The following is a 17,365-nucleotide window of genomic DNA, read 5'->3' as shown; positions in this document are numbered from 1 at the left end:
AAACGGATCTTATCTTAGCATTACATTTGTATCAACAAAAACTTACTTATGAAAAAAATTATTTTATCGGCAATCATGTTAATTGGATTAGCATTTACCGCACAAGCTCAGGATATTTCAAAAAATGCATTAGGTCTTCGTTTTGGAAGTAATAATGGATTTGGAACTGAGATTTCTTACCAAAGAGGTCTAGGTGACAACAATAGATTGGAGTTAGATTTAGGTTTTAGAAACAGAAATGACTACAAGGGATACAATGATGATTCAATTAAATTCACTGGTTTATACCAATGGGTATGGAACATTGATGGTGGTTTCAACTGGTATGCTGGTGTTGGTGGTGGAGTAGGAAGCTATGATAGAAATTACAATGATAACACAAATTATGACAACAATGGTATTTTTGCATTTGCTGCAGGAAATATTGGTTTGGAATATAATTTTGATATTCCATTGTTGATTTCTATAGATTTCAGACCTGAATTTGGTGGAAACGGATACTATAATGACAATTACGGATCTGATGTAGCTTTAGCTCTTAAATATCAATTCTAGTATTATCTAGATAATACATGACAACGGCCACTAGAAATAGTGGCCGTTTTTTATTTAATTATAATTTCTTTTTTTGAATTTATTTTGACAACACAAAAAGGAGTTGTAAACGCCTGTGTTACCATGCTGCCGGGTTCAGGATTGGTTTCTTTTACGGTTATAATTACATTTTTATCAGTTTCAACAATATTTTCAATTCCTATACTATAACCGCCAGTTGTTTTCTCTCCCATATTCAAAACAATAAAATTCGAGTTTTGAATGTCAGTTGCACTAATCTTATCTTTCAAATTTTCATCATTCTGCAGCATTTTAATTTCGTTTGGCTCAGAAAGTATTTCAAAAAAACGAATATTAGCGCCGCCATTAGATTGCTGTGTCAAAACTTCATATAATTTGCTTGTATCTGAAATCTTTGAAGAAGTAGTACTACATGAAGCAAGCGTAATAGCAAATGCGGAAAGAATTAGTTTTTTCATTTTTGTATTTTTAAATAAACGGAAAAGCTTAAACTACTTATTCTCATTCATAAAATTATCAATCGAGAGTTTATAAATATTTATTAATGGCTTTTTGATACAACTCTTCGTAAAGTGGCAAAATGTTTTTAATGTCAAATTGTTTCGCAACTGAAAACGCATTTTCTTTAAACTGTTTCAGAACCAAATCATCCTTTAAAATTTTCAAGGCATTTTGAGCCATTTCATCTGTATTTCCAACGTCACTTAAATAACCGGAAATCCCGTCAAAATTTACTTCGGGCAAACCTCCGGAATTACTGGAAATGACAGGAACTTTGCACGCCATTGCTTCCAGAGCGGCTAAACCAAAACTTTCTGTTTCAGAGGGAAGCAAAAACAAATCCGTTAAGCACAAAATTTTGTCAATTTCGTTACTGTTCCCAAAAAAGATGACTTTATCTAAAATTCCCAATTCCTGACATAAATATTCTGCTTTTTCTTTTTCAGGACCATCTCCTACCATCATTAGTTTAGCAGGAATCTCCTTTTGAATGTTATAGAAAATTTTTATAACATCCGGAATTCTTTTTACTTTTCTAAAATTACTGATGTGGGTAATAATTCGCTCATTTTCTTTCGCCATAACTGAACGTTGACAAGGAATACTAGGGTCATTACTGTTTTTATCTAATTCAATAAAATTTGGAATCACCTCAATTTCATTTTTTATATTGAATAATTTTAAGGTAGCGTCCTTCAAACTTTGGGAAACCGAAGTTACAAAATCTGATTTATTAATGCTAAAAGTTACGGCCGGTTTATAAAAAGGATGATTACCAACCAATGTAATGTCAGTTCCGTGTAAAGTAGTCACCATCGGAATATTGATTCCTTCATCTTTTAACATTTGCTTGGCCATATACCCCGCATAAGCATGCGGAATGGCGTAATGCACATGAAGCAGTTCTATTTTATATAATTTAACCATATCGACTAATTTACTAGACAAAGCCAATTCATACGGTTGATAATGGAATAAAGGATATTCAGGGACATTTACTTCGTGGTAATGAACATTTGGACTTAAAAGTGCCAAACGTACGGGCTGACTGTAAGTTATAAAATGTATTTCATGACCGCGACGAGCCAATTCCAGTCCGAGTTCTGTAGCGACAACACCACTACCACCAAAGGTAGGGTAACAAACAATTGCAATTTTCATGTGTGTAATTTAATAAAACGAAATTAAGAAAAATAGGAATGGGTTTTATGGAATTTTAAGTTAAATACGAGATGAATTTAAAATTTCATTCGCTGAATTCTAACCGCATTCAAAATTGCCAGTAATGCCACACCAACATCCGCAAAAACAGCTTCCCACATTGAGGCAAGTCCACCAGCTCCAAGAATTAAAACTATCAGTTTTACAGAAAAAGCCAAACTAATATTTTGCCAAACGATTTGTTTTGTTTTTCTTCCAATGGCAATGGCGGTAAAAATCTTAATAGGCTGATCATTTTGAATAACAATATCAGCCGTCTCAATTGTTGCATCGCTTCCTAAACCACCCATAGCAATTCCGGCTTGCGCCAAAGCAATTACCGGAGCATCATTTACGCCATCTCCCACAAATGCGACTTTTAGTTTTTGGTTTATAAGTGCTGTTACTTTTTCGACCTTATTTTCCGGTAATAAATCCCCAAAAGCTTCATCAATATTCAATTCTTTGGCAACAGCCGAAACTACAGCTTGATTATCACCGGATAGCAGAATTGTTTTGATATTTAGTTGGTGTAAACTTTCAATAGCTGTTTTAGCATCTTCTTTTATTTCATCGGCAATAAGGAAATAACCAGAATATTTCTTATCGATGGCAACAATAATAATGGTAAATGGAATTGCATCTAACTGTTTGTCATAATCGATATTAAATTTATTCATCAGTTTTGGACTTCCCACTAAAATTTCTTTTCCATCTGCAACTCCTTTCAAACCAAGCCCTGAAATCTCCGTAACATCAGAAACAACAATTTCATTATTAGCATTATTGGCGAATTCTAGTATTGCAGAACCAACAGGATGCGAAGATTTTGCTTCGATTGCAGCAGTATAAGTTACCAAATCAGCCTCGGGAATCCCTATTGAAACTACTTTTTGAACTTTAAAAACACCTTTAGTCAAGGTTCCAGTTTTATCCATAACCACTACCTGAATAGCTGCCATTATATCCAAAAATGTAGATCCTTTAAATAAAATTCCGTTTTTACTTGCTGCCCCAATACCCCCAAAATATCCCAACGGTATCGAAATAACTAAGGCACAAGGACATGAAACCACCAAAAATATTAAAGCGCGATACAACCACTCTTTAAACACATACGTTTCAACAAACAAGATTGGAACCAAACAGATGGCAATGGCAAGATATACTACTATTGGCGTGTAGATTTTAGCAAACTTCCTAATGAATAATTCTGTCGGCGCTTTTTTGGCAGTAGCATCCTGAACCATTTCCAGAATTTTAGACAATTTACTATCCGTAAATGCTGTAGTAACTTCAACTTGAGAAATCGTATTGAGATTAATCATTCCTGCAAGAATTGTTTCTCCTTTTGATTTGGTGTCAGGTTTACTTTCGCCGGTTAGTGCGGCTGTATTGAAAGTAGCATAATCCGAAAGTAATTTTCCATCCAATGCTAACTTTTCTCCGGGTTTTAATTCTATTATTTCTCCAATAGTAACTTCCCGAGCTTTTTTGGAAACAATATTAACCCCATCAAGAACATTTGCAACATCAGGTCTTTCATCCAGTAATGATTTGATGTTAGATTTGGCTTTTTTAACGGCCAGCATTTGAAACAGTTCACCAATGGCGTAAAATAACATTACAGTAACTCCTTCTGCATATTGACCAATTCCAAAAGCGCCAATGGTAGCAACACTCATCAAGAAAAACTCAGAAAAAACTGCTCCGTTACGAATACTTTGATACGCTTCTTTCAAAACCGGAAAACCAACTGGAATATATCCTATAACATACCATGTAATTCGAATCCAACCATTAAACCAAGATTGAGTAAAGTAATTATCAATTAGAATAGCAATTAGCAATACTATAAAACTAATTATGGCAGGTAAAAACATTTTGAAGGTACTTTCATCTCCATTAGAATGATCATGATCTTCCTCATCGAGATTTTTCGACTCACTGTGACAAGTACAACATCCCGCATCTAGTCCTACTTTGTTAGCTTTTTTCTCTTCTAAATTACAGCAAGCTTGTTCAATATCCACGTCATGTTTGTGTGTCATTTTAGATGGTTTATTTAATAAAAGAACAACTAATAACAATCAAAAGTGTTACTATTACTATAAAGTTAATTGAATTTAGTGTTTTATCTTTTGATATAGCACATAAAATTACCGCTTCTAATAGCCAGACAATTATTTATTTATAATTAAATCATTTAGACTTGAATTCTTTATCATTTTCAAACGTTAATTACAGTACTTCAAGCGCTACTTGTCCTTTATAGAACTTTTTTTATTAATCCATTTATTTACTTTATAGCTAAGATAAGCCGAACCGCTACCAATAATTGCTCCTGCAAGTACATCACTTGGATAATGAACCCCTAAATACATTCGAGAATATCCCACTGCGCCTGCCCATACAAAAGACGGTGCAATAACATACCATTTGGGATAGGCTAAACTCAGTGATGTTGCTGTTGCAAAAGCTAAAGAAGTATGTCCCGAAGGAAATGATTTCCCCAAAGACGATGCTGCTTGATCAATATCAGGATAGGTCTCAAATGGTCTGCTTCTTTTTATAGTATGTTTCAATGCAGTGGTAATAAATGCATTTACTAAGAATGTTTCCCCTATAAAAATTGCTTGTTTCTTGATGGTACTATCTTTCTTTATTAAAGCAACCGAATATAAAATAATGGGAGTTGCCACACTGATTGGAACCGCACTATTCGTTACTAATTTAAAAGTAGGATCTAAATTCATATTCCTATCAACATTGATATCTCGTAGAATATTAATATCAATATTTTGAGCATTTACAAAAGTCATGCAAAAAAGCAATACAATTAAATTGACTTTTGTAAAAACAGCATTCCTATTTTTCATCAAACTATTTTTATCTCAAATATACTTTAATTCAGCTAAAATTTATAACTAAATATTTCTAATAGAATTATTGAAAACGTTTTTAATAGAAATAGTCCAAATGAAATTGTTAATAATTTCATTTGGACTATTTCTATTATAACCTCAAAAATAGGTTAGTTTATAATCGCTTCATAAATCACCTTTTGGATATCTTCCCGAATATTTTCTTTGGATAATCTGTTCTCAGCAGCAACTGGAAAAGTTCTATTTGATAAAAATACATACACAATTTGTGTTTCAGGATCGGCCCAAGCCATCGTTCCTGTGTAGCCAGTGTGCCCAAAACTGGTCATTGAAGCACAACCGCATGTAGGACCTTCGGCACCCAATTGCGGTTTATCAAAGCCAACACCTCTCCTATTTCCTGCCGCACAGAAATAACAAGTATTAAAATCCTCAAATGTCTTTTCAGAAAAATACTGCTGATTACCATAATTCCCTTTTTGCAAATAAAGTTCCATTATTTTAGCCACATCCATTGCATTCGAAAAAACACCGGCGTGACCAGAAACTCCGCCTTCTAAAGCAGCCGATAAGTCGTTGACATACCCTTGCAAAAGCTGGCGACGGAAATACGTATCGGTTTCCGTTGGAGGAATTCTGTTTTTGTCAAATTTATCCAGTGGATTAAAACTGGAATTATTCATACCAAGCGAGCGATAGAAATTTTCCTGAATTAAAACATCCAATGTTTTACCCGTTGTTTTTTCCAAATAATCCTTTAAGATCATGAAAGTTAAATCACTGTATTTGTATTCTTTTTTCACTGACAGCTTACTATCCACAATCATTTTCATAATAGTATCACTAAAATCATTTCGTATAAAAAGACTATCTCCTAATTTTTTCGAGAAATTCTCTTCGGCAACTTTCCTAAAATAAACCTCAGAAGGAGATTTTGATTTATTCATTGTGGCCTTGTAAAATGGAATTCCAGCTGCTAACCCAGCATAATGAGACAATAAATCTTTGAAATTAATATTTGCCTTATTTGAATCTTTGAAAATCGGAGACATTGTTCCTAATGTAGTCTCCAGATTTATTTTTTGTTGATCGTATTGCAACATAACATTTGGTAAAGTTGCTAAAATTTTGGTTAACGATGCCACATCATAAATATCTGAATCCTGCACTTTAATCGTTTTATCATAGGTATGATGCCCGAATGATTTTTGATAAATAACTTTTCCTTTTCGGGCTACCAGAACCTGAACTCCAGGTGTCATTTTAGCATTAATAGCATTATTGGCGATATCGTCAATTTTTGATAAAATAGTTGAATTCATTCCAACATTTTCCGGTGTAGTAAACCCTAAACGATTCAATTTTTCTGTTGGTAAACCATCATTTACTTTGAAACTATCATTGATTGAAACCGGCAATTTACCTTTTGCTTCGATAGATCCAAAAATTAATTCTGCAGAAACTATTTGAGCAATCTTACTATTTTGATAGGAAACAACTAATCCTTCAATATCCTCAAAATTTGCAATTGGTAATAAAGAGTATGGTTTTGCAAAAACATTCAGAATTACATTATTGTTTTTGGCTAAAAAATTGATTTTGAATACTTCATTCGATTTTAAATCATCGTTTCTAAAAGCTACATCTGATTTGTGGTAACCAATGATTACAGTTGTAAAAGGCTGTAATTTCGCTTGAAGACTATCCAAATTCGTTTCTGCAATTTCAGCTACTTCAGCATATTTTTTTAAAGTCGAAACAAATGCATCATTACTGTCATCGCCAATTTTTACATAAGCAATTTTTTGTTTGTCCAAATTTTTAATTGGTAAAACAGTACCCGTATTTTTTAGAACAGTAATCGCATTTTCATACAATTCATATTGCAATGCATCATTTTCGACAGTATTTAAATCGCTGTACAAATTTTCTATAACAATCGGTTTGTACGCATTCAAACCAGCTTTATACTTGAATTTTAAAATTTTCTTTACAGAAAAAGCCAACCGTTCATCAGTAAATAAATTCAATGAATATGCTAATCTAAATTTATCAATCGCAGCAGGGACATTCTCAGGAAACAACAAAACGTCATTTCCGGCCATAAAAGCTTCAAAGTTGATTTCACTTGGTAATTTGAAATCGCTTACACTTTTCATATTTAAGGCATCGGTAAAAATAAGGCCTTTGAAACCCAATTCTTTTTGAAGAATATCAGTCACTACATTATAAGAAATTGAAGAAGGAAAATTATTCCTTGGTTCTAAACTGGGAACGTTTAAATGTGCCACCATAACTGATGCAAGTCCTTCATGAAACATTTTCTTGTAAGGGTAAAACTCAATATCTTTTAATCTTTCTTTTGAAGAATTGATGATTGGTAATTTTTTATGAGAATCGGTATCCGTATCGCCGTGACCCGGAAAATGTTTCCCTGTCGAAAATACTCCCTGACTTTGAACCCCGTTCATTACGGCAATCGCCCGTTCTGTAACTTTAAATTTATCTTCGCCAAAAGAACGAAAACCTATAATAGGATTTTTAGGATTTGAATTGATATCAAGCACCGGTGCAAAATTAAACTGCATTCCCAATCGCTTGCTCTGCTGTCCCATTTGCGCACCAACTTTCTCTAAAAGTTTCATGTCTTGAATAGCCCCGAGAGTCATATTCCAAGGATAACGATAGGTAGAATCCAATCGCATACCTAAACCCCATTCCGCATCACTTCCTATAAAAAGTGGGATTTTTGATTTGGATTGAAAACGAATAGTCAATTTAGCCTGGCGAACCGGACCGCCTTGAAAGAAAATTAATCCTCCAATTTTATAATCCAAAATAAGTTTTTCTATTGCATTACTATGAGCAGAATCTTTATTGGAATAAGCAGCAACCATAAATAATTGCCCAAATTTTTCCTCTAAGGTCATATTATTATAAAGACTATCTACCCATTTGTTTCCTTCGGGAGACAAGTCAAAAAGCTTAGGAATATTAGCAGTATTTATGCTGTCCAAATTCTCTATTTTGGACGGAATGTTGGTTACAATTTTTTTGTTCTTATTCACTTTTGTACCAACACAACCCGCAGCAACAAAAATAAATAAGACATAAAAAAAAACAATTTTAATGCCTATTTTTTTCATTGAACTATTTTGTTTAAAAAAAGCGACTATGCCAGCTGTCAATAGCCGGAACTTCCCACGATTCATTGTATTCTTCTATATTATTAACCAAATTATTGAAAACGATTGTGTTCTCCGTAACCGCTTTATCTTTAACCATCTTTTTAAAATCAATCAATGGTTTGTGCGCAATATGCTCCCCAAGTTTAAAGGTAACATTCATTTTATCCAATAAATCAACAGTATATTTTTGTTCTAAACTTTGAATAAATTCAACCGAGGAATCAATAGAACATCCTGTTGCTGGCTGAACATCTTGATTTACTGCAATAATAATAAAGCGATTGTATTTTAATTCATACGATGATTCTAAACTAGTACCATGCGCAGCCCAACTTTCAAGAAAGGTTTGCAAAGCAGTTTCAATTTCAGAAAATTCCGCATCCGAAAACTTTCTGTTTGATTGATAAATCCAGATTTTAGATTCTTCGGGTAAATTTTCAAAAGGAACGTACATCTTAATTATGATTTATGAGTTATGAATTTTAAAAGTGACATTCAAAATTCTTAATTTTTTTTGATTTAAAGATCTTGAGCATTGGCGATTAATTCCGCAATATCCATGACTTTTACTTCGCCTTCTTTTTCTTTATTTTTAATACCGTCAGTCATCATCGTATTACAAAAAGGACAACCCGCAGCAATTATTTCCGGTTTTGTTTCTAATGCGTCTTCAGTTCTTTCAACGTTGACTTCCTTGTTACCTGGTTCAGCATCTTTGAACATTTGCGCACCACCAGCACCACAGCATAAACCGTTTGCTTTAGAGCGTTTCATTTCGACTAATTCAGCATCTAATTTAAGAATCAAATCTCTAGGTGCTTCATATACATTATTAGCTCTTCCTAAATAGCAAGGATCGTGAAAAGTAATTCGCTTTCCTTTGAATTGTCCTCCTTCAATAGTCAATCTTCCGTCATCTAATAATGATTTCAAAAATTCCGTATGGTGAACTACTTCATATTTTCCGCCTAATTCCGGATATTCATTTTTTAGTGTATTGAAACAATGCGGACAAGCAGTGACAATTTTTTTTGCTTCGTATGCATTTAAAACCTCGATATTCATCATGGCTTGCATTTGGAACAAAAACTCGTTTCCAGCTCTTTTTGCAGGATCACCGGTACAACTTTCTTCAGTACCTAAAACGGCAAAAGGAACATTTGCACGATTCAAAATACGGACAAATGCCTTTGTAATTTTCTTTGCTCTATCGTCAAAACTTCCTGCACAACCTACCCAAAATAAAACTTCTGGTTGTTTCCCTTGAGCTAACATTTCGGCCATTGTTGGCACTATTAAATTCTCTGACATACTATTTGTGATTCGGTTATTCGTTGATTTGATTATTCAAGTAAACGGAAAATTATTCTTATATTATACGAAATGAATTCTTAACAAATAAAACAATTATTCATTTTTCCAGTTCAATCGGTCTTGTTGATTGTATTGCCAAGGCGCTCCATTATTTTCTATATTGGTCATCATGGCATTCAAAGGCATTGGAGCCGCACTTTGCTCCATAACTAAATAGCGACGCATATCCATAATAATAGAAAGCGGGCTAATGTTTACTGGACACTCTTCCACACAAGCATTACAAGAGGTACAAGCCCAAAGCTCTTCTGGTGTGATATAATCGTTTAATAATGTTTTGTTATCCGGAATAAAAATACCTTTATTGGCATCAATATTTCTACCCACTTCTTCCATCCTGTCTCTGGTATCCATCATGATTTTACGAGGAGACAATTTTTTTCCAGTAATATTGGCTGGACAAGATGAAGTGCAACGACCACATTCTGTACAAGTATAAGCGTTCAATAATTGTACCCAATTTAAATCCTGAATATCACTAGCACCAAATTTACTCGGAACCGCATTTTCATCCGCTGGTGCTGCTGCAAAAGGATCTGCATTAGGATCCATCATTAATTTTACTTCTTTGGTAACAGACTCTAAATTATCAAATTGTCCTTGTGGATTCAGATTTGCAAAATAGGTATTAGGAAAAGCTAACAGTATATGTAAGTGCTTTGAAAAATAAAGATAATTCATGAAAATTAAAATTCCCACAATGTGCAACCACCAAAATATCTCTGATAGCAACATTACCAATTCATTTGACATTCCATTAAAAACAGGCTCAATAAATTGACTTATTGGGTAAGAACCTGCTTTTATAAAATGTGAAAAACCTCCGGGTACATTTTGCAAATGCAAATCAGATGCATTCATCAATAAAAATAAAGTCATCAGAACCACCTCAAAATACAAGATGTAATTCGCATCACTTTTAGGCCAACCTTTCAAGTCTGAACTTACAAATCGTTTGAGTTTGATTGCGTTTCTTCTACTCCAAAAAGCAAAAACAGCAACTAAAACCAAAAATGCTAAAATTTCGAAGGAAGCAATCAGCACATCATACGTTGTTCCTAAAAAAGCAAAAACACGATGCGTACCAAAAAGCCCATCGATTATAATTTCTAATAATTCAATGTTGATGACCACAAAACCTACGTATACAATTATATGAAGTATTCCAGCAATGGGTCTTTTCACCATTTTTGATTGGCCAAGAGCAATCATTGCCATATTAGTCCAACGCGCTTTAGGATTATCAGAACGATTTACATCAGTTCCAAGATTGATATTTCGTCTAATTTTTTTAACACTTGTAAAAAAATAACCAAAACCAATTACCAACAGAATGGCAAATAAAATATTGTCTAAGTAGCTCATAATTACTAATTTTTTACATTAGGTATAGAATCGTTCGTAGGACCAACATAAGGTTTGTTTTTCTTTCCAAAAACAGAGATATTCACATATCGTGTTGGATAAAGTCTAATATCCTGCAATAATAATTCTAATTCTTTTGTAGAACTTTTAATGTTCTGGTAGAAAGCTTCATCGTTCAATAATTTACCCATAGAACCTTTACCAGATTCCAAACCACTCACAATACCATCGACTCTTGCTAAAGTTGCATTCAAATTACGGGCAGTTTTAGCTAAATCAGCTTTATTAAGGGAATCGGATATTTTAGAAAAATTTCCAGAAATTTTATTAAAATTGGTTACTACTCCATTTATTTGAGTTTTATTAGCGTCCAATAAATCATTAACATTTATAGAAACTTTGTGGAACTGTTCAATAGTCTTACCTAATTCAGCCAAAGTAAGTTTTAAATCTTGCTGGCCTTTTTGATCCAAAACGTTATTTAATCCTGTCATTAATTTTTCAGTACTTCCCAACAACTTTTCAAGTTTTTCCTGAAGGGGAGCTAATTGATCTCCTACTTTATCAGTAAGACCCATTTTTACTCCACCTTGCAACTTCTGACCATCAACAGCAAAGGTTTTGTCATTAAAATTCGGAATAATTGCAATTTGTTTTCCTCCAATAAATCCTGGCTCATAAATAGATGCAATACTGGATTTAGAAATTGGAAAATCAGTTTTTAATTGTAACTCGACTAATAATACACCTGTATTTTCATTTATGGTAATGCGACTCACTTTACCTATAACTAAACCGTTAAGGGTTACTGGTGCTGATGTTGCTAAACCTTCAACACTTTTATACTCTACAAAAAAAGTTTTGTAATTGGTAAAAAGATCTCTTCCTTTTAAAAAACTGTAGCCCCAAATAAATAATAAAATAGATGCAATTACCAAGATGGCAGTTTTAATTTCTCGTGTTATTTTCAAAATTTAAGTATTTTTTACAAATTTAATATAAAATATTTGACTTGTTATAATTATTTCAGTGCTTCTTCAACACTAATATTTTTTCCATTCCTAAACGCTATAATATACGCTGAAGAATACCCTTTGGATTTAACCTCTTTCAAATTCTGTTTCGCAAGACTATAATCCGTTGTAGCGCCGTAAGCATATTTATAGAAAGAACCATTGTTTGTTCTAACGCTGACATTCTTTAATCCCTTAAAATTAGAAGGATTTAATTCGATATTTTTATTTCCAGCGGCAAATTGAACTTTAAAAACCACATCGGAATTTTGTGTTTTTGTTTCGCTCTTTTGTGAAACTGATTTTTCAATATTTAGTTTTGATTTAGTGCGCTTTAAATTAATTTTTGTACTGTTTTCCGTTATTTTTTTGGAGAAATTATCCTGATTAGTATTATCGGATTGTGTTCCAAAATATTCTTTTTTGTACGCGATAATTGCTGTTGCAATTGCCTGCGCCATCTTGTTTTGTCCCACATTTGAATTTAGAAAAATTCCTTCCTCATTATTGGATAAAAATCCTAATTCAATCAATACACTGGGCATGTAAGCGGCATCCAAAACCCATAACGGAGTCTGCTTTATACCTCTTGATTTTCGATGCACTTTATTTTTAAAATTATTTTCAATTTTTGAAGCTAAATTTATACTTCGGTCTAAATAATCTTCTTGCAGAATTTTCAATCCTATTAACGTTTCGGGATTTTTGGGATCAAATCCTTTATAAGTTTGCTTGTAATCTTTCTCCAATAATATAACTGAATTTTCTTGTTTTGCGATTTCCAAGTTAGCTTTACTCCTTGCCAAACCCATTACAAAAGTTTCTGTACCAAAAGGAACTGGATTTTTGACAGAATTACAGTGTATAGAAATAAATAAATTGGCATCAAGACTATTCGCTTTTTTAGGTCGGTCCTTTAATTCTATAAAAACATCTGATTTTCTAGTATGAATGACTTGAATACCACCCTCTTTTTCAAGGAGCTTTTCTAGTTTCAATGTTGTTTTGAGTGCAATTTCTTTTTCAACAAAACCGTGATAAGAATTACCAGGATCTTTGCCGCCGTGACCCGCATCTAAAATTACAATAAACTTTGCATGGGACTGAGGAAAAACATTTACTGCGAAAAATAAAAACAGTACTATAAAAACGATTTTAATTTGTTTGAGAATCTTCAAAATATAAGTAGGTGTGTTTTCCAATTATAACATAAAAGTAAGTGCTATTATTTTAAAGCATCCTGAATGTTAATTTTTTCTCCGTTTTTGAAAGCTATCAAAAAAGCAGTATTATAACCTTTATCCTTTGCTTCGCTTAATTGTTTTTTTGCTTCGTCATAATCAGCAGTTTCTCCGTACATATATTTATAAACTCTATTTTCATAGGCTACAGAAATATTTTTCAACCCATTGAAATTTCTAGGAATTAATTCTACTCTTTTAATGCTTGCCGAAAGTTGTACTTTGAATATTGGTTTAGAATTATCAACCCCCTTTTTAGTTTGCGTTGACTCCACCGTTTGAGAAATAGTCTTTGGTTTTGTTGGGGTAATCGTATCTCTTATTGGTTTTTCATTAATTTTTTGCGAAGGTCTTTCTTCAAAAATTTCAATTTCACCACTACCATAATATTCCTTTTTATAGCTAATAATCGCATCTGCAATAGCTTTGGCAATTTCATCCTGTCCTTCTTCAGAATTTAATCTATTTCCTTCGATTGTATTAGATATAAAACCCATTTCTATCAACACGCGTGGCATGTATGCTTTATGAAGCACCATAAAAGGTGCTTGTTTCACTCCGCCTCCTCTTATTTTTTTTCCTAGATCTTCAAAAGCGTCTTCTACTTTACTGGCGAGCGAGATACTGTTATCCAAATATTCTTCCTGCATCAGCGTCATTCCAATCATCGTTTCCGGAGAGTTAGGATCAAATCCTTCATATTTTTGTTTATAATCTTTCTCTAAAGTAATTACGGAGTTCTCTTTTTCGGCCGCTTCTAAATTTGATGCCACTTTACTCAAACCCATTACGTAGGTTTCGGTACCGTCAGCAGCAGTGTTTCTATTAGCGTTACAATGAATGGAGACAAAAATAGTAGCATTAAATCTATTGGCAATGTTAGCTCTTTCAATCAAATCAATAAATACATCTGTTTTTCGGGTGTAATTCACCTCCATTTGTGGAGTAGCTGCTAATATTTTTCCAACTTTTAAAACTACTGCCAAAGCAATGTTTTTTTCGATCCGGCCTTCGTAAACAGCACCAAAATCATGCGCTCCGTGACCTGCATCTAAAGTCACCTTAAAATTATTGGTTTGACTATATCCGATTACCGAAAATATTATCAAAATAAAAGTTAATATTCTTTTAATTTTATATGTTTTGCGCATAAAGATATAAGTTAATTTAATTAAAAGACTACCGCTATAAAAATATTTATTTGCCTATTTTTGACAAAAAATAATATGTAAGTTTGACATGTCAAAAAACAGGCCATAATTTTACAAAAATAGCATTTAAACCTTTGCATACAAACTTATTTAATATCGTTTTATTATCAATTTTCCTATCCGTAGGTTCTGGTAAATTATATTCTCAAGATATAACAAAAAAAAAGACGGCTATATCCCCTACTAAACAAATAGATAGTACCAAAAAAAGTATTATCAAAAGTAAAACTCCTATTTTAATTGTTGAAAAAGATACCGATACAATCAAAATCGACAGCATAAAACCTAAAAAAGCATTTCTAGATGGTAAAGTGAGATACAAAGCCGATAATTATGCTAAAATTGATCAGAAGAAAAAAATCATAACCTTATATGACCAGGCAGAATTGTACTATCAGGACGTTGAACTGAAGTCTGGGATTATTGTAATGGATTATGAAAAAAATGAAGTTTATGCCGGACGTATCAAGGATTCAACGGGTACTTATACGCAATATCCAAATTTTAAGCAAGGTGCAAATGTAATTGAACCCGATTCTATTCGGTTTAACTTTAAAACAAAAAAAGCTTTAATTTGGAATTCAAGGTCGGACCAAGGTGAATTTAAAATAAAAGCAGCCATAACAAAGAAAGAGAACGACTCGGTTTATTTTCTAAAAGGAGCTCGTTTTACCACCTCAAAAGATATAGACAATCCAGAATATTATTTTCAAACGAATAAAGTAAAATTTATTCCAGGTAAAAAAGTAGTAACCGGTTTGACCAATATGGTTATCGCAAACGTACCAACTCCAATTGCATTACCCTTCGCTTTTTTTCCAATGAGCAAGGAAACTAGTATTTCCGGGTTGATTTTACCCAGTTACAATGACTCTAATAATCGAGGATTTTCACTTCAAAATTTAGGATATTATTTTGCGCTAAGCGATAATTATGATTTAACGGTTTTGGCGGATTATTATACCAACGGAAGCTATGGATTGCGTTTTGAATCCAGCTATGCGAAACGATACAATTACAGAGGAAACTTGAATGTTCGATTTGAAAATTTAATAAACAGTGAAAGAGGTTATCCGGATTATTTGAAACAAAACATTTATAACATTCAATGGTCACATTCAAAAGACTCTAAATCAAATCCGAATTCTAGTTTTTCAGCATCTGTGAATCTTGGAAGCAGCAAATATTTCCAGCAATCCATCAATCAGGTAAATATTGGATCAAACCTGAACAATACTTTGAGTTCATCGATATCGTATTCAAAAACTTTTACATCAGTTCCTCAGGTAAGAATGTCGCTTACTGCAACACATTCACAAAATACGCAAACCGAGGAAATCAATATGACTTTACCAACGTTACAGTTAAGTGTTGACCGAATTTATCCGTTTGTTGGAAAAGATGGAGTTAGAAAAGGTTTGTTAAAAAACATCAACTTACAATATAATTTAAATGGAAGAAACAGTATCATTACTTCTGATTCTTTATTTTTCAAACCGCAAATGTTCAGAGATGCAAAAGTCGGTTTCCAACACAGCATTCCATTAAGTACCAATTTTAAATTATTCAAATATTTTAGTGCTTCATCATCTTTAAATTATGAGGAAATTTGGTATACCAAAACAATTGAAAGAAGTTTTGATGTAGACCAAAGTAAAGTTGTAGATAAAACAATCAATGGATTTGACGCTTTTAGAACGTATTCATTCTCATCGAGTGTTGGAACCACGATATATGGAACTTTTAATTTTGGCAATGACAAAAAAATCAAATCCATAAGACACGTCATGAGACCATCGATATCATATGGTTACACTCCAAGTTTCGAAAAATATTATGATACCTACGCATCTGACGCTAGTGGAACAATAAACAAACAATATACTCGGTTTGAAAATGGAATTTACGGTGCTCCTGGTTTAAACAATGCTAATACCTTAGGCTTTGATTTAAGCAACACATTTGAGGCTAAAGTAACCGATAAAGACAGTACAAAAGTAGAGCCTAAAAAAATAATGCTGCTTAACAACTTAAATCTTTCAACATCCTATAATTTGGATGCAGACGGAGTAACTTCTTTAGCTTTTTCACCAATACGAGTTAGCGGTGGGACAACTTTATTAGATAATAAAATGAATGTTAATTTTGGAGCCACGTTAGATCCATATGCAATTGACAATTCCGGAAACCGAATAAATGTTTTTAATATTGATAATGGGGGAAGTCTTTTTAGAATGACGAGTTCTAATATGACGTTAAACTATTCTATTTCAAGCCAAGGTAAAGACGATAAAAAAGATAAAAATGTTCAAAGTCAACGAAATGGTGGTCGCGAAGATGATTTATTTGGAACAAATACTGACTTAGGAGACAGCAGAAGAAGCCAATTCGAAGATGAAGAAGATACTGACGACGAAGATATAATTTCTGAATTTTTCAACTCTAAACTTCCTTGGGACATGACTTTTGCCTATTCATTAACGTATGGAAATAACAATAGGGAAAACAAAATAATTGGTAATTCTATTATGATATCAGCCAATGCTGACATTACTCCAAAATGGAAAGCAGGTGTTTCTACAGGTTACGATTTTGTTCAGAAAGGTGTTACTTTCACCCAACTTCGTTTTGAAAGAGATTTATTAAGTTGGAGAATGGATTTCAACTGGTCTCCGTTTGGTACCAATGCCAACTGGGGTTTCTTCATTGGAATAAAATCTGGCGTGTTGAGCGACATCAAATGGGATAAAAGAAGTACGATCAACAGATAATTCTATTCCATATTAAATACTAATTGACACTACGTTTTTT

13 protein-coding genes are annotated in these 17,365 nt (G+C 33.0%); 2 read left to right on the top strand and 11 right to left on the bottom strand.

Annotated features, from left to right (window positions below; all coding sequences use genetic code 11):
* Nucleotides 1-48 precede the first annotated feature (48 nt).
* A complete protein-coding gene (locus AC0J6S_RS10860) occupies nt 49-555 on the top strand; it encodes a hypothetical protein (RefSeq protein ID WP_474953827.1) in 507 nt (168 codons plus the stop codon).
* Nucleotides 556-605: 50 nt separating this feature from the next.
* On the opposite strand, the gene AC0J6S_RS10855 is transcribed toward AC0J6S_RS10860, so the two are convergent.
* From AC0J6S_RS10855 to AC0J6S_RS10805, 11 genes are all read right to left on the bottom strand, one after another.
* Nucleotides 606-1,034, bottom strand: a complete 429-nt coding sequence (locus AC0J6S_RS10855) for a protease complex subunit PrcB family protein (RefSeq protein ID WP_474953826.1) — start codon at nt 1,032-1,034, stop codon at nt 606-608.
* A 70-nt stretch (nt 1,035-1,104) separates the two neighbouring features.
* Nucleotides 1,105-2,238 (bottom strand): N-acetyl-alpha-D-glucosaminyl L-malate synthase BshA, encoded by a 1,134-nt coding sequence (bshA, locus tag AC0J6S_RS10850; RefSeq protein ID WP_474953825.1) that lies wholly within the window; start codon nt 2,236-2,238, stop codon nt 1,105-1,107.
* 77 nt (nt 2,239-2,315) lie between these two features.
* Complete coding sequence (locus tag AC0J6S_RS10845; protein ID WP_474953824.1) at nt 2,316-4,328, bottom strand: heavy metal translocating P-type ATPase; 2,013 nt, start codon at nt 4,326-4,328, stop codon at nt 2,316-2,318.
* 207 nt (nt 4,329-4,535) lie between these two features.
* Entirely contained in the window at nt 4,536-5,156 is a 621-nt protein-coding gene (locus tag AC0J6S_RS10840) for a phosphatase PAP2 family protein (protein WP_474953823.1), read from the bottom strand.
* Between the two features lie 155 nt (nt 5,157-5,311).
* Nucleotides 5,312-8,308 (bottom strand): glycoside hydrolase family 3 N-terminal domain-containing protein, encoded by a 2,997-nt coding sequence (locus tag AC0J6S_RS10835; RefSeq protein WP_474953822.1) that lies wholly within the window; start codon nt 8,306-8,308, stop codon nt 5,312-5,314.
* 13 nt (nt 8,309-8,321) lie between these two features.
* On the bottom strand, nt 8,322-8,804 hold the full coding sequence (locus AC0J6S_RS10830) for an ABC transporter ATPase (protein ID WP_474953821.1): 483 nt from the start codon (nt 8,802-8,804) through the stop codon (nt 8,322-8,324).
* 65 nt (nt 8,805-8,869) lie between these two features.
* Nucleotides 8,870-9,661: a (Fe-S)-binding protein gene (locus tag AC0J6S_RS10825; protein WP_196853250.1), complete on the bottom strand. Its 792-nt coding sequence runs from the start codon at nt 9,659-9,661 to the stop codon at nt 8,870-8,872.
* A gap of 96 nt (nt 9,662-9,757) precedes the next feature.
* A complete protein-coding gene (locus tag AC0J6S_RS10820; RefSeq protein ID WP_474953820.1) occupies nt 9,758-11,089 on the bottom strand; it encodes a 4Fe-4S dicluster domain-containing protein in 1,332 nt (443 codons plus the stop codon).
* Between the two features lie 5 nt (nt 11,090-11,094).
* The gene (locus AC0J6S_RS10815) at nt 11,095-12,060 is read right to left on the bottom strand and encodes an MlaD family protein (protein ID WP_474953819.1); all 966 of its coding nucleotides are present in this window, start codon (nt 12,058-12,060) and stop codon (nt 11,095-11,097) included.
* Between the two features lie 50 nt (nt 12,061-12,110).
* A complete protein-coding gene (locus tag AC0J6S_RS10810; RefSeq protein ID WP_474953818.1) occupies nt 12,111-13,280 on the bottom strand; it encodes an N-acetylmuramoyl-L-alanine amidase family protein in 1,170 nt (389 codons plus the stop codon).
* Between the two features lie 47 nt (nt 13,281-13,327).
* Nucleotides 13,328-14,494, bottom strand: a complete 1,167-nt coding sequence (locus AC0J6S_RS10805) for an N-acetylmuramoyl-L-alanine amidase family protein (protein ID WP_474953817.1) — start codon at nt 14,492-14,494, stop codon at nt 13,328-13,330.
* An 83-nt stretch (nt 14,495-14,577) separates the two neighbouring features.
* Between AC0J6S_RS10805 and AC0J6S_RS10800 the strand changes: the two genes are divergently transcribed.
* Complete coding sequence (locus AC0J6S_RS10800) at nt 14,578-17,325, top strand: putative LPS assembly protein LptD (protein ID WP_474953816.1); 2,748 nt, start codon at nt 14,578-14,580, stop codon at nt 17,323-17,325.
* Nucleotides 17,326-17,365: the final 40 nt, after the last annotated feature.

Source organism: Flavobacterium sp. TS_SC_5, assembly GCF_056156265.1.
Note: the sequence above shows the minus strand (reverse complement) of the source record. Positions and strands in the feature narration are given on the sequence as shown.